12 protein-coding genes are annotated in these 14,157 nt (G+C 75.5%); 6 read left to right on the top strand and 6 right to left on the bottom strand.

Translation table 11 applies throughout. The features are described from left to right. Positions 1 to 20: 20 nt before the first annotated feature. The 5 genes from ACZ7HT_RS10460 (at position 21) to ACZ7HT_RS10480 (ending at position 8,235) form a co-directional block, all read left to right on the top strand. Positions 21 to 1,574 (top strand): flavin monoamine oxidase family protein, encoded by a 1,554-nt coding sequence (locus tag ACZ7HT_RS10460; RefSeq protein ID WP_471162617.1) that lies wholly within the window; start codon positions 21 to 23, stop codon positions 1,572 to 1,574. Continuing rightward, positions 1,571 to 4,678, top strand: coding sequence for a ferritin-like domain-containing protein (locus ACZ7HT_RS10465; RefSeq protein WP_471162620.1), 3,108 nt, complete (start codon positions 1,571 to 1,573; stop codon positions 4,676 to 4,678). The genes ACZ7HT_RS10460 and ACZ7HT_RS10465 overlap by 4 nt, the downstream gene beginning before the upstream one ends. 4 nt (positions 4,679 to 4,682) lie before the next feature. Further along, positions 4,683 to 6,380, top strand: coding sequence for an FAD-dependent monooxygenase (locus ACZ7HT_RS10470; protein ID WP_471162623.1), 1,698 nt, complete (start codon positions 4,683 to 4,685; stop codon positions 6,378 to 6,380). Next, on the top strand, positions 6,377 to 7,624 hold the full coding sequence (locus ACZ7HT_RS10475) for a cytochrome P450 (protein WP_471162625.1): 1,248 nt from the start codon (positions 6,377 to 6,379) through the stop codon (positions 7,622 to 7,624). The genes ACZ7HT_RS10470 and ACZ7HT_RS10475 overlap by 4 nt, the downstream gene beginning before the upstream one ends. A gap of 80 nt (positions 7,625 to 7,704) precedes the next feature. After that, complete coding sequence (locus tag ACZ7HT_RS10480; RefSeq protein WP_471162627.1) at positions 7,705 to 8,235, top strand: carboxymuconolactone decarboxylase family protein; 531 nt, start codon at positions 7,705 to 7,707, stop codon at positions 8,233 to 8,235. A 12-nt stretch (positions 8,236 to 8,247) separates the two neighbouring features. Here the strand turns inward: ACZ7HT_RS10480 and ACZ7HT_RS10485 are convergent, their stop codons facing one another. Beyond that, positions 8,248 to 8,826: an isochorismatase family protein gene (locus ACZ7HT_RS10485; RefSeq protein WP_471162630.1), complete on the bottom strand. Its 579-nt coding sequence runs from the start codon at positions 8,824 to 8,826 to the stop codon at positions 8,248 to 8,250. A gap of 130 nt (positions 8,827 to 8,956) precedes the next feature. Between ACZ7HT_RS10485 and ACZ7HT_RS10490 the strand changes: the two genes are divergently transcribed. After that, entirely contained in the window at positions 8,957 to 9,505 is a 549-nt protein-coding gene (locus ACZ7HT_RS10490; protein ID WP_471162632.1) for a hypothetical protein, read from the top strand. 17 nt (positions 9,506 to 9,522) lie between these two features. On the opposite strand, the gene ACZ7HT_RS10495 is transcribed toward ACZ7HT_RS10490, so the two are convergent. The 5 genes from ACZ7HT_RS10495 to ACZ7HT_RS10515 all read right to left on the bottom strand — a co-directional run bounded on the left by ACZ7HT_RS10495 (position 9,523) and on the right by ACZ7HT_RS10515 (position 14,113). Further along, the gene (locus tag ACZ7HT_RS10495; RefSeq protein WP_471162634.1) at positions 9,523 to 10,398 is read right to left on the bottom strand and encodes a hypothetical protein; all 876 of its coding nucleotides are present in this window, start codon (positions 10,396 to 10,398) and stop codon (positions 9,523 to 9,525) included. Further along, a complete protein-coding gene (locus tag ACZ7HT_RS10500) occupies positions 10,395 to 11,588 on the bottom strand; it encodes a DUF2306 domain-containing protein (protein ID WP_471162636.1) in 1,194 nt (397 codons plus the stop codon). The genes ACZ7HT_RS10495 and ACZ7HT_RS10500 overlap by 4 nt, the downstream gene beginning before the upstream one ends. Positions 11,589 to 11,699: 111 nt before the next feature. Continuing rightward, positions 11,700 to 12,215 carry a PadR family transcriptional regulator gene (locus tag ACZ7HT_RS10505; protein ID WP_471162639.1) on the bottom strand — a complete coding sequence of 172 codons (516 nt, stop codon included), beginning with the start codon at positions 12,213 to 12,215 and terminating at the stop codon, positions 11,700 to 11,702. An 87-nt stretch (positions 12,216 to 12,302) separates the two neighbouring features. Continuing rightward, a complete protein-coding gene (locus tag ACZ7HT_RS10510) occupies positions 12,303 to 12,734 on the bottom strand; it encodes an STAS domain-containing protein (RefSeq protein WP_471162642.1) in 432 nt (143 codons plus the stop codon). A gap of 125 nt (positions 12,735 to 12,859) precedes the next feature. After that, complete coding sequence (locus ACZ7HT_RS10515; protein WP_471163101.1) at positions 12,860 to 14,113, bottom strand: sialidase family protein; 1,254 nt, start codon at positions 14,111 to 14,113, stop codon at positions 12,860 to 12,862. Positions 14,114 to 14,157 lie beyond the last annotated feature (44 nt).

Below are 14,157 nucleotides of genomic sequence, written 5' to 3' on the forward strand. Positions count from 1 at the left end.
CGATCGGGAGTCGGACCGCCATGCAGACCACCACCGCCGTGCAGCCCGTCCCCGCGCAGCCCCTTCCCGCGCAGCCCCTTCCCGTGCCGTGCGCCCGGCGGCGCACCCGCGCCAACAGCACGGTGACCGTCGTCGGCGCGGGCATGGCCGGGCTCGTCGCCGCCTACGAGCTGGAGCGGCTCGGCTTCAGGACCGAGGTCCTCGAAGGCAGCCGCAGACTCGGCGGCCGTGTCCGCACCCACCGCTTCGGCCCGGCGGAGGGCGCCCCGTTCGTGGAGCTCGGCGCCATGCGGATCCCCACCGGGCACCGCCGCACCATGCACTATGTGCGCCATCTCGGCCTCGGCGACCAGGTCCGGCCGTTCACCACGCTGCTCTCCGAGGAGAACGCCTACCTCGCGACGAGCACCGGCCACGTGCGCCTGCGGGACGCGCCCCGGGCGCTGATCGCCGACGTCCGGGCCACGCTGCCGGGAAACCGGTACCGCGAGGAGACCGTGGTGTTCGCCGCGTGGCTGGCCGCCGTCGTCGACGCCGTCGCGCCGCCGGGTCTGCGGGCGGGGCTCCGCGCCGACCTCGCCCGCGACCTCCTCGACCCCGTCGAGGACATCGACCTCTCCCCGTACCTCCTCGGGAACGCCAAGGACCGGATCGACGTGCACGGACTCTTCGCGGCGCACCCCGGGATCCGGGCCGGCTGCGGCACCCGCCTCAACGGCTTCCTCGACGACATCCTCACCGAGACCAGCCCCGAACTGGTGCGGCTCGCCTGCGGCATGGACCAGCTCGCGCAGCGGCTGGCCGCCCGGATCCGGGGGCCGATCTGGCTGGGCCAGCGGGTCTCGGGCTTCGAGGTGACCCCCGACCACGTCCGCGTACGGCTCGGCGGCGAGGGCGCACCGGCCGCCGTCCGGCGGTGCGACTACGTGCTGTGCACGGTGCCGTTCTCCGTGCTGCGCGGGATGACCCTGGCCGGTTTCGACGAGGACAAGCTCGCGGTCGTCCGGGAGGTGGACTACTGCCCGGCGACCAAGGTGGCGGTCCACTGCCGCGAGCCGTTCTGGGAGCGCGAGGGGATCCGGGGCGGCGCCTCGTTCAGCGGGGGCCGCATCCGGCAGACGTACTACCCGCCGGCGGAGCCCGAGGGGACGGCGGACCCGGCGCGGGGCGCCGCGCTGCTCGCCAGCTACACGATCGGCGAGGACGCCGACCTCCTCGGCCGCATGCCCCCCGCGCTGCGGCACCGGACGGTGGTCGAGGAGCTGGGGCGGCTGCATCCGCAGCTGCTGCGGCGCGGGATGGTGCGGGGCGTCGCCAGTCTCGCCTGGGGCGGGCATCCCTGGACGGCGGGCGGCTGCACCATCCGCTGGGGGCGGTCCGCCGCCGCCTGCGAGGAGCAGCGGAGACGGGCCGTGCGGCCGCAGCACCGGATGTTCTTCGCCGGGGAGCACTGCGCGGCCGAACCGGCCTGGATCGAGGGTGCGGTGGAGTCGGCGCTCGACGCGGTGTCCCTCATCGCCCGGCACGCACCGGGCCGGGGCGTGGCACCGCCGGCCGGACGGGAGGCGGCATGAGCGTCTTCGACCTTCCCCGGCTGTACTTCGCGGGCACCGCCCTGACCCGGCTCCCCACGGGCCCGGGCGGCGGTCTCGTGGATCTGGCGCGGAACACCGCGCTGCGGGGTGCGCAGGGGCGGGCCCCGGTGCCGTTCGGGACGGACGGACCCGCCGAGCAGTACCACGCGCATCTGGCCGAACGGGGTGCGCGCGGCGGGCACTTCTCGGGGAACGGGCATCTCGTCGTGGAGGCCCGGGTGACCGGGGTGGAGCGGACGCCCGGCGCCGTGGAGACCTCGGACCCGCTGGTCGGGCGGGCCGTCGACCTGTGGGGGCACTACAACCCGTACCTGGGGACGACGGTGAACCGGCCCCGGGTCTTCGACGTCGACCCCGCGTCCGCGTGGACGACGACGCTGATGGGCGGTCGGTTCGCCTTCGGACGGGACGGACGCTCCCACGACTCCGGATACGTGTGCGTCGGTGACCTGACCGGCTTCATGCCGCCGCGCTGGCACGCCTTCCGCCCGGTCCGCCGCACGCTCCACCAGTGCGCGATCGAGGCCGGGGGAGGACTCGACTGGCCGGCCGGTGTGACGGACTCCCCCGCCGTCCGCGCCCTGCGGGCGGCCGTCGAGGCGCCCGAAGGCGGTGGTCTGCTCGTCCAGTTCACCCTGGAGGAGGCCCCCGGGGGCGGGGAGGACGCGCCGGGGCGGTGGCTCCTGCGCGGGGTCGTCGCCCCCTGGCACCCGGACGAGCCGCGCACCCACCCGGCGGGCCGGCTGCTCGTCCCGTACGGGGCGGGCCCCCGTACGGGACCGTGCACGGTACGGGTGTCCCCGACGGACGTGGCGGTCAACCGGCCCTTCACGGAGGGCGGTTCAGGAGCGGGCGAGCCCCTTGAGCTGCGGACCGGGCTGTCCGACCTGCTCGTGGCCGTCCTGCCGGCCGGCGGCGGCGAGGTGGTGACCGTACCGGCGGCCTCGCGGGAGGCGGTACGGAGGGCGGACACGGAGGGCCTGGTCCTGGTGGACCCGTCCCGCGCCGTGCTGTTGCGGGAGCGCGAGCGGCTCGTCCTGACCGACGAGGCCTGCCTGGTCCTGGAGCATCCGGACCGGGAGCGGGGCGAGGAGTACGCCGTGGAGGTCCCGGTCCGCACCTTCCTGCGGGGCCGGCCGGCGGCTCTCGGCACGGTCGTCGTCCGCCAGTACCCCAACCCCCGCGCCCTGCCGCTGGACCCGGCGGCCTCGGCGCCGCGGGCCCGCTGCGGGGACGTGGAGATCGTACGGCTCCGGGCGGGCGGGGACGGGGCTTCGTCCTCCTGCCGTCTCACGACGGACGCGCGCGGGCGCGGCCGGTTCACGGTCTCCGGGGCGCGGTCCGGCACGGCCAGGCTGCTGCTCGCGGCCGGGCCCGAGGACGTGCCGCCCGTCGATCCGGATGCCCCCGGCTCGGCCCTGGCCTGCTACGACCACGAGGACGTCCTGGGGTTCTGGCCGTGGGCGGGGTGGGCGGCGGTGCGGGTCCTGCCCGACGACTGGCACCTGGACGGCGTGCTCCAGGAGGACGTGACCTTCGAGCTGCTGCACCGCGAGGTGTTCGCGTACTACGAGCAGCTGTTCCCGTTCATGCGGGACGAGGTGTTCAGCCTGGAGGACCGCTGCAAGGTCGAGACGTACGCGAAGCTCATCTGGCAGATGTGCGACCCGGCCAACAAGGACAGGACGTACTACATGCCGCCGACCCGTGACCTGTCCCTGCCGAAGGCGCGCCTGCTGCTCACGTATCTGCGGGCCCGGGGCGCTGCGGCCGCCGTGCCTCCCGCGGCCGTCCCGTCTCCGGTCCGCGCGCATCCGCCGATCACGACGCGGGCCCAGCTGCGGGCGGCGCTGTGGCAGGCCGTCACCGTCGAGCTCGCGACCTCGCTGCAGTACCTGTACGCCGGGTACTCGGTCCCCACCCACGGCACGGGATTCGCGTATGTGCGCAGCGGGGTGTGGACCCCGCGTCAGCTCCGGCTCGCCTGCGGGGACGGCGGGGAGACCCTGGCCAAGGGGGTACGGGACAACCTCTTCGACGTGGCCCGGGAGGAGATGATCCACTTCCTGGTCGTCAACAACATCCTGATGGCGATGGGCGAGCCCTTCCACGTCCCGGAGATCGACTTCGGCTCTCCGGGCCGGCTGCCGCTGCCGCTGGACTTCGCCCTGGAGCCGCTGCATCTGGGCAGTCTCCAGCGGTTCATCGCGATCGAACGGCCGGAGCGGCTCGCGGGCGGCGGCACGAGCGCGGCCGGCGGGATCGGACCCGGCCGGTTCGGTTCGCCGAGCGAGCTGTACGCGGCCATCCGGGAGGGCCTGACCCGGGTCCCCGACCTCTTCCTCGTGGACCGGGGGCGCGGCGGCGGCGAGCACCATCTGTTCCTCGGTGAGGCGGTCGACTCCGTGCATCCGGACTACCAGTTGGAGGTGGACGACCTGTCGAGCGCGCTGTTCGCCGTCGACTTCGTGACCGAGCAGGGCGAAGGCGGTGTCCTCGGCGCCGTCCTCGGCGCGGAGAAGGGCGGTACGGAGTCCCACCACGCCACCTTCGTACGGCTCGCGGAGCTGCTGATGACGGAGCGCGCCGACGGCCCGCACGGGGCGGGGGCCCCGTGGCAGCCGGCGTACCCCTCGCTGCGCAATCCGACGCTCGACCCCGGCCACCCCGGGCGGGCGGCGGTGAGCGATCCGCACGCCCGGCAGGTGATGCGCCTGTTCAACCGCTGCTACTTCCTGATGCTCCAGCTGATCGTCCAGCACTTCGGGGAGAGCCCGGACGCGAGCCTGCGGCGCTCGCGGCTGATGAACGCCGCCATCGACGTGATGACGGGGATGATGCGCCCGCTCGCCGAGCGGCTGATGCCGCTGGAGTCGGGATGGCGGGGGCGGACCGCGGGGCCGTCCTTCGAGCTGGAGGAGCCGCCCGCGTACCTCGCGCGCCCCGATGTGGCCCGGCGCGGCTTCGCGATGCGCTTCCGGCACCTCGCGGCGATGGCCCGCGCCTGCGAGGGCGTGCCGGACCGGGTGCCGGAACTGATGGCCTGGTACGCGGAGCGCTTCGAGCGCGAGGGAGGGAAGTGACGCCGTGAAGGACACCCAGCGAACCTTCGAGGCCGAGGTGCTGATCGTGGGCGGCGGGCCGGTCGGGCTCGCGCTCGCGCTCGATCTGGCCCACCGGGGCGTGGACTTCGTCCTCGTGGAGGCCGGGGACGGCCGGGTCACGCACCCGAAGGTCTCCACGGTCGGCCCGCGCGCGATGGAGACGTTCCGGCGCTGGGGCGTCGCGGACGCGATCCGGGACGCGGGCTGGCCCGCCGGGCACACCCTGGACGTCGCCTGGGTGACCGCCGTCGGCGGCCACGAGCTGCACCGGCTGCGGCTCGGCACCGCGGGCGGGCGGCCCCTTCCCCCGTACACCCCGGAGCCCGAGGCGATCTGCCCGCAGCACTGGCTCGCGCCGCTCCTCGTCGCGCGGCTCGGCGCGGGCCCGGCGGGGCCGGTGCGGCTGGGCACCCGGCTCGTCGGGTTCACGCAGCGCCCGGACCGGGTGACCGGGGTCGTCGAGGACGGCGCGGGGGTACGGGCCGCGGTCCGCGCCCGGTTCCTGGTGGGGTGCGACGGGGCCTCCTCCGCGGTCCGCAAGGCCTGCGGGATCGACGCGCCCGAGCGGCACCGGACCCGCGCCCTGCGCAACATCCTCTTCCGGGCGCCCGGTCTCGCCGACCTGCTCGGCCCACGCACGGCCGTGCTCCACTTCATCACCGAGCCGGGCGGGCTGCGCTATCCGCTGCGGGCGATGGACGGCCGCGGCCTGTACCGGCTGACCGGTCCGGCCGGGCCCGCCGACGCCGTCGACGTCGTCCGGCGGGCCCTGGCGGCGGACCTGTCCGGCCTGCCGGTGGAGGTGGTGTCGGACGGCGTCTGGCACCTGACCCACCGGGTGGCCTCGCGCTACCGCGCCGGGCGGGTGCTGCTCGCCGGCGACGCGGCGCACACGCTGTCGCCCTCGGGCGGGCTCGGGCTCGCCACCGGGGTGGGCGACGCGGCGGACCTGGGGTGGAAGCTGGCGGCCGAGCTGGCCGGCTGGGCCGGTCCCGGGCTGCTCGACTCGTACGAGAGCGAACGGCGCCCGGTGGCCGTCGGCGGCCTGGAGGAGAGCCACCGCAACCTGCGGCGGACCGTCGACCGGCGCCTCTCCGCCGCCCTGCGCGACGCGACGCCCGAGGGGGAGCGGGCCCGCGCCGCGCTCGCCCGGGAGATCGCCGCGTCCGATCCGGGGCGCGAATTCGAGGCGCCCGACGCCCACTTCGCGTACCGGTACGCCTCGCCGGTGATCGCGGACGAGAAGACGGGGGCCGGCCGGTGCGCCTCGGCCGGTTCGAGTCCGGGCGGTGAGCCCTGGTGGAACCGTACGGCCCAGCCGGGCGGTGAGCCCTGGTGGAACCGAACGGCCCAGCCGGGGGCGCGGGCGCCGCACGTCCCGCTCGGGGCGGGCGTCTCGACGCTGGACCTGTTCGGTCCGGGGTTCGTCCTGCTGTGCCTCGGCCCGGGCCCGTACGCCGCCGCCGGGGGCGGCCCGGCGAACCCGGACGGCCTGGTGCGGGCCTTCGCCGAGCGCCGGGTGCCGCTGGGCGTGGTGCGCTGCCGCGACGTGGAGGTGGCACGGCGCTACGAGCGGCCGTTCGTCCTCGTCCGCCCGGACGGTCACGTGGCCTGGCGCGGTACGGCTCCGCCCGCCGCCCCCGGCCGGCTCGCGGACCTGGTGCGCGGGGCGGGGACATGAACCGGCCCCGGGCGGGGACCGGGCCTCCGGAGGAGTTCGATCCGGCGCGGCTCGACCTCGCCGACCCGTACCCCGTGTACCGGCGCTACCGGGAGACGGACCCGGTGCACGCCGTGCGCCCGAGGGCCGCGTCCGGGCCGACGACCTGGTACCTGTTCGGGTACGCGGAGGTGGCGCGGGTCCTCACCGACCGGGGCTTCGGCCGCACCGACCCGTCGGACGCGCGCACGGCGCCGGTGCCGCCGGGGTACGCGACGCTGCGACGGATCGTCGAGAACTGGCTCGTCTTCCTCGACCCGCCCCGGCACACGCGGCTGCGTGCCCTGGTCGCCCCACCGCTGGGCGCGGCCGCCGTCGGGGAACTGCGGCCACGCGTACGGGAGATCGCGGAGGGGCTCGCCGGGCCGCTCGGGCGCCGGCGGTCGATCGATCTCGTGGAGGGCTTCGCCGCCCCGTATCCGCTGCTCGTCGTCGCGGGCCTGCTCGGGGTGGACGGCGTGCGGTGGCCGTGGTTCCGGGCGGAGGCGCTCGCCCTCCAGCGGGCCGGCGGGACGCGGGGCGACCGCTCGCCCGCGGCCCTCGCCCGGGCGGACCGGTCGGCGGCGGCGCTCGACGCGTACTTCGGGAGGGAGTTGGCGGCACGGCGGACGGAGGACCGCGGGGACCTGCTCTCCGCGCTCGCCCGGGCCGGGGCCGTCGAACCGGCCCTGGGCACGACGGCGCTGACGGCGACCTGCGTCCATCTCCTCACCGCCGGGCACGAGACGACGACGGGACTGATCGGCAAGGCGGTGCTCGCGCTCCTCGCACGCCCCGGGTTACGGGCGGAACTCCGGTCCGACCCGGGCCTGTTGCCGAAGGCCGTGGACGAGTTCCTGCGCCACGACCCGCCGGTCCAGATGGTCACCCGGTGGGCGCACCGGGACGCCGAACTCGCGGGCCGGTCCGTGCGCCGGGGCGACCGGCTGCTGCTCGTCCTGGGCTCGGCGCACCGGGATCCGGCGCGGTTCCCCGACCCCGACCGCCTCGACATCCACCGGGACGCCGGCCGGCACTGCGCCTTCGGCCTGGGCATCCACTACTGCGTGGGCGCGGCGCTCGCCCGCGCGGAGGCGGAGATCGGGCTCGGCGTCCTCCTGGACCGGCTGCCGGCGCTCGGCCGCGGGGTCCGGCCGGGGGTGGTGGTGGAGTACGCGCCGGACTGGGTGTTCCACGGCCCGTCACGACTGACCCTGACCTGCTGACACAGGCGCCACTCGTCCCCCGGGAACGTCTTCCCGCCCCTCCGCGTTATACCCCCCAAGGGTATACAGAGGAGGGGTTCATGACCACGAGAAGACTGACCGCGCTCGCCCCCGAGCAGGCGCCGGGACGTGCCCGCGAGCTGCTGACCGACATCGTCGAACGACACGGCTCCGTCGGCGAGATGGTGTCCACGATGGCGCACTCCCCGGCGCTGCTCGACGGCTACCTCAGCCTCTCGCGCGCCATGAAGCGGGTGAAGATCCCGCGCGCCCTGAGCGAGAAGCTCTCCCTCGCCGTCCAGGAGTGGATCGGCTGCGGCACCTGCCGCGAGGCGCACGTCGAAGCCGGACGCGCGGCGGGCCTGACCGAGACCGACATCGAGCTCGCCCGCCAGGGCACGTCGACCGACCCGCGCGAGGCCGCCCTCATCGGCCTGGCGCTGCGGGTCCTCGCCGAACCGGGCGCGCTCTCCGACGAGGACGTCGCCGAGGTGCGGGCGCACGGCTGGAGCGACCGGGTGATCGCCGAGGTGGTCGGCGTGGTCACCCTCAACCTCCTCACCGGCGCCTTCAACCTCCTCGCGGGCATCCAGCCGGAGAAGGGGGACTGAACCGGCCCGGCCTCAGCTCGCGGTGGGGGCCGTGAAGGTGACGTCGGCGGCCCGGACGGTGGTCTCCGCGTCGCTTCCCAGGGCGTAGGCCGCGACGCGGGAGACCGTCGCGGCCGGGACGGCCTCGCTGATGCCCGGTGCCGCCGGGATGTCCTGGGTCGCGTGGGCGTCGTGCGGGACGACGACCCGGTAGCCGAGCCCCAGGGCCGTGCGGGCCGTCGCCTGCACGCACATCTCCGACATCACGCCGCAGACGGCGACCGCCCGTACCCCCGCGCCGGTGAGCACCGCACCCAGCGGCGTCTCCGCGAAGCCGTCGTCGTGGGGCTTGCGGATCACGACCTCGGCGGGTCCTGGTTCCACGGGGTGGTGGAGCTCCCAGCCGGGGGTGTGCGGTTCGTCCTCGGCGCCCGGCGGCCCGTCGTTCTGCAGATGGGCGATGAACGCCCCGTCCCGCCGGGCCCGGGCGATCAGGTCGGTCGTCCGGTCGACGAGCCGGCCGGCGTCGGGCACGGCGCCGTCTCCGGTGACGAAGGCCGACTGCACGTCGACGACGATCAGGGCATCCACGGCCTGCGCGCGCTCGGTCATCCGGACATCATCACGTCCACGGGCCGGGCCCGCCACGGCATTTCGCCGCCGCAGGAGGGGCGGGTAAACCCGCGCGCGGGCCACTGACCTGCGGGTAGCCTCACCGGTCGAGAACCAGGGGAGGATCCGCATGGCCGAGTCGACGACGTCCGAGTGGTGGGAGCTGCTGCCGGACGGCATCCGCGGTGAGGTCGACGGGTACGTCCTCCAGGACCGCCGGCTCCAGGCGGCGCGTGTCGTCTGGGAGAGCTGCCGGGCGCGTGGCATCAGGCTCCACGAGGCGGAAGAGGTCGTCCACGCCCGGTACCTCCACCACGGCGACCGGATCGCGGGCACCCCGCTCAGCCCCCTCGACCTGGAGTCGCTGACGGCGAAGGCCTCCGGCTGCCCGGGGCCCGTCGTCGCGATCGAGGCGATCTGGGACGGCGACACCGTCCACGACTGGTTCGTGATCCTCCTGGCCGTCTCCACCGAGCCCGCCGGCGAACGGGAGCTCGCCACGGTCTACCGGGAGACGGCCGTACGACACCTGGGCGAGGCGCGGGCCGCGGAGTCGCGCCGGCCGGAGGCCTCGGCCGCCGGGGTGGCGGGCCGGGCACTGGCCCGACACCTGTCCGTTCCCTTCCACTTCGCGAGCCCGGACACCCCGGACGACGAGGCGCCGCGCTGGCGGCCCTGAGCCGCGACACCGGTCGCCTAGACGCCCTTGGCGGCCCGGGCGAGCAGCCATCGGCCCGCGACCCCCGTGACAAGGAGTCCGGCGACGAGCGCGACCAGGGCGGCGCCCGGACCCGAGGCCCAGTCGACCGTGGTGGCGCGGGCCGCGAGGACCGCGCCGAGGGCGAGCGCCACGACGGGGACCGCGTGGAGCGCGGGGCGGATACGGTCCAGGTCGTCCTCCGCCAGGGACCCGAGGACTCCGACACCGAGGGCGAGCGCCCACACACCGAGGCCCTGCGCGTCGGCGCGGTTCACCGTCCACGGGAGCAGGGCGCCCCAGAAGGCCGGGAAGAACAGCAGGCCGGCGCCGATGCCGAGCCAGCCCGAGCCGAGCACGGCGAGCGGCGGCTTCGACCAGGCGGGCAGCGGGACGACCGGACACCGTGGCCCCGCCCCCGTGCCGCCGGGCCGTGCGCGGTACTGCGCGGCCAGGCAGCCCACCGCCGCGAGGGCGAGGACGCCGAGGGTGGCGACCCAGCCGAGGCTGAACAGGGCGAGGAACAGCGGGCCGCCCCGTACGGCCTGGAGGCTTCCGGCGTTCAGCACGGTCACCGTGAACAGGCCGACGAGGACGAGCGCGAGCGGCAGCACCAGGCAGCGGACCTCCTCCCAGACGCGGGCCCGGCCGACCGTGAACAGCGTGGGTGCCACGCCCGCCATGGCGGCCCCGACGAGGCCGGGGCTCAGCGCCTCGGGCGACACCCAGGCGCCCGCCGCGTGCCCGGTCAGGCTCGCCACGGCGAGCAGGGCGCCGACGGTGGCGCTGATGCCTCCGACGACCCCGCTCAGGACCACGACGGCGGGCGAGAGGGCGCGGCCGTAGGGCGTTCCGGTGGTCACGGCCCCGCTCATCCCCGCGCCCCTTCCCGTACGGCGCCGGCCGTCGCCGGGCTCGTCGGCGGGTCCGCGGACTCCCGCTGCCGCTTGAGGACTTGGCGGGCGTACAGGATCCGCAGGCTCACCGCCGTCACCGCCGCGTAGGCGAGCATGCCGCAGCCGATGCCGACGCCCGCGACGAGGGCCGTGGCCCGGTCGAGGCCCAGGGTCCGTTCGAGTACGGGCACGGTCATCGCCGAGAAGGCGGGGGCCAGGCACAGGGCGGTGAGGTGCAGCGACCACTCCTCGCGCGCCCACGCGCCACCGGCGCGCGCGGCCCGCAGGGCGATGACCGTGTAGGTCACGGCGTAGGGGACGAGGTACGCGAGGAGCAGTCGGCGCCCGGCGGTTCCCTCGGCGAGGAACGCCACCGTGATCCACACCAGGCCCGCCGCGCCCGCGAGATGGGCGGCGACCCGCACCGGCGGCGGGCACCAGGTGCCGGTCAGGCCGGGGACGGTGGTGCGCCGGTCGAGGGCGCGGGAGGCGAGGAGCGCGCCGAAGGAGACGAGCGCCCCGAGGTGCATGATCGCGACGCGGTTGATGGCGAAGAGATCGAGCCCGGGGTAGAGCGAGGGCAGCACGCCCCATTCGAGCCGCAGCAGCGGAGCGGTCATCAGGAAGCCGTAGCAGAGCAGCAGCCAGCGCTGGTGGAGGTCGGGGAAGCCGGTGAGGGCGGCGAGGACGCCGGAGGTCACGCTGCCGACGGTGCCGACCAGGATCGTGGCGAGGACGATCCAGAACGCGGCCCCGCTGAAGGCCTCCGCCGGCGGGGTGCGCACGAGGTAGAGGGCGGCGCCCGCCATCGACGCGTACACGGTGACGGCGAAGACGGTCCCGGCGATCCGGTGCAGCCGGATGCGGCGCCGGACGGCGGAGAGCAGCTGCACGGGGCCGAGCAGCATGAGGAGGCCGCCCAGGACCGAGTGCACGATCAGGGGGGCGAGGCTGCGGCCGTACGGTCCGATCCGGTCGCGCACGGCCTGGGCGACGAACTCCGGGGAGACGGAACGGCCGAGGAGCCATTCGCCGGGGGCGGGCGCTCCCGGCCGCGCGTACGGCCAGAGTTCGGTCATGGCGATCGGCGCGTACGCGAGGCAGAGCACGGTCACCGCCACGGTCGCCGCTCTCCCCCACCCCCGGCTCGTGCCGGTCGGACGGCTCATGGCGGTTCCCCCTTCACCGAAAGCACCCATGGTCCTTTCTGGACTATGGAGGAAGGTAGGGGCGCGCACCCCCGGGGTCAACCGGTCGGTAACAAGCCGTCGTCCGCGGGATCAGGGCTCGCGGCCCTCCACCCACTGCCAGAAATCGACCATCATCCGCTCATACCGGATGCCGAACTCCAGCGCCTCGCGCTGACCGCGCGTCAGCAGTTCGCCGACGTCGTGCGCGAGACCCTCGTACGCGTCAAGCGTCCGCCGGTGCTCGTCGACCTGGACCGGGGCGTGGACGCGCGGGCTGGCGCCGAACCACAGCTTGAGGATGCCCCGTTCGCGGGCCTCGACGGGGACGAAGGCGGGGTCCGCGAGCCAGCCGCGCAGCGCCGCCGTCCCCTCCTCCGTGAGGCTCATCAGGCGCCGGTTGCGGCCGCCGGGCTGCCGCATCTCCGAGAGGAGTCCCGCCTCCAGGAGCCGGTCGCACTGCGCGTACACCTGGGCGTGCGGCATGGACCAGAACGGGGCCACCGTCCGCGCGGCCTCCACCTTCACGTCGTACGGACTGGCCTCGCCCAGCTTGTCGATGATGCCGAGCACGAGGAAGGAGGGCGTGGTCAACCGGACTTCAGACATGCGGCGACCGTATCGCGGCGCCCCGGCGGAGCGCCCTGGTGAGCGCGCCGCCGGGCCTTGCGACCGGGCGCAGGAGGTGATCGCCGCCTACGAGACGGGTCTCGTCACCCCGGGCTCGGCCGGGAGCGGCACCGCGGGCCCGGGCGGGGCCGGCTGACCGAGCGGGTCCGGACGATCGAGGAGGTCCGCGGGGCCCGGCTCGGGGTGGAGGACGTCGCCGAGCGCGGTCAGCCGGATGAGCCGCAGGATCCACGGCTGGTCGCAGTAGAGCCGCCAGCGCGCTCCGCGCCGGTGCATCCGCCCGGCGCAGTGGGCGAGGAGCCCGAGCCCGGTGGCGTCGCAGAAGGTGAGTCGCCGGATGTCGACGGTCAGGGCGTCGGACTCCCGGACGAGGGCGTCGAGCTCGGGCCGCAGGTGCCGCACCAGGACGAGGTCGAGCTCGCCCCGGAGGGCGGCGACCGTGAGACCGCCGGTCGAGCGGACATCGAGGTACGGGTCATGACGGGGGATCAGCTGCATCGGACGCTCCACAGGGTGGCTCCATGTGTCACGTCGAGCGTGGCCGCCCCGCTGTGGGGAGGGACGTTTCGCCTCGACCGCTGTCACCTGAATCGGTGAAGATCCGCCCCGCCTTCTCTCGTTCGTCAGCGCGCTGCTCGGGAAGGTGTACGGCGCGAGGGGTCCGTGAGCGGCGCCAGCGGGATGCGCCGGAACTCGACGGTCTCGTACGGGCTCCGCGTCCCGGTCTCGCGCAGGAGGCCGACCGTGGCGCCGTCCAGGGGGACCAGGTCCGAGTAGGCGGCCTTCCGCCGGTCCACCGTCAGCGCCTTCGTGAAGGTCCGTCCGCCGTCCGTACTGGTCCAGAGGGCCGCCTCGGCCCGGTCGTCCGGTACCGAGGGGGCCGAGAACAGCAGGACCCCGTCACGGCCGCCCACGTACAGCAGACTGCCCTGCACCACGGGCACGCGGTCCAGGGCGTGCTGGGGTGCGAAGGGACGGTCGAGGCTCTCGCCCCCGTCGGCCGAGGAGGCGTCGGCACGGTTGCCGGGGCTCGTCCCCAGCTGGTCGCGGGAGCTGACGTACACGCTTCCGTCGGGGAGTTGGGCGGCGGTCGACTCGTTGGCGTTGACGAAGCCGTCGTAGGTGTCGTCCACGAAGCCGAGGGACCAGGTGCGGCCGCCGTCGTCGCTGGAGAGGGCGTGCGCCCCGTAGTACCCGGGTTCCTCTCCGGTGTCCGTGGAGCCCTCGGGCGGCGCCGCCGAGTGGTTCGCGGCCACGACGAGCCGGCCGGCGTGCGGGCCGCGCGTCAGCGCGAGGGCGTGGCCGGGACCGGTGGCGTACCAGCGCCATCCGGGCCTCTTCACGCGCGCGGTGATCTCGCGCGGCGCGGAGAACGTCCGCCCGTCGTCGGCGCTGCGCTGGACGAACACCCGGCGGCCGCGCGCGGCGGGCACCTCGCCGCGCAGGATCCGCCGTTCCGTCGCCTCCGCGCCGTTGTACGAGCTGAGCAGCACCACGTCGCCCGAGCGGGGATCGACGACCGGTGCGGGGTTCCCGCGCGTGTCGCCGTGTCCGTCGGCGACGACGCGCATCGGCCCCCAGGTGCAGCCGCCGTCGGCCGACCGCCGCACGACGATGTCGATGTCGCCGCTGTCCCCGGCCCGTCCGCGCCGGCCCTCGGCGAAGGCGAGCACGGTCCCGGCGCGGGTCCGCACGGCCGCGGGGATGCGGTAGCCCGCGTAGCCGCCGGTACCCGCGGTGTACGGGACGGACACCCCGCACCCGGGCGCGGTCACCGGCGGGCCGGGCTCCACGGCGGCGAGTCCGGCGACGGTCAGCCCGGCGAGGGCCGCCACCAGGAGCGCCAGGACGACCAGTCGTGCGGTCCGCACGGTCACGCGCCTCACAGGCCCCCCTGACGCCGCATCACGATCACACGCCC

Source organism: Streptomyces sp. NPDC037410 (assembly GCF_055602235.1).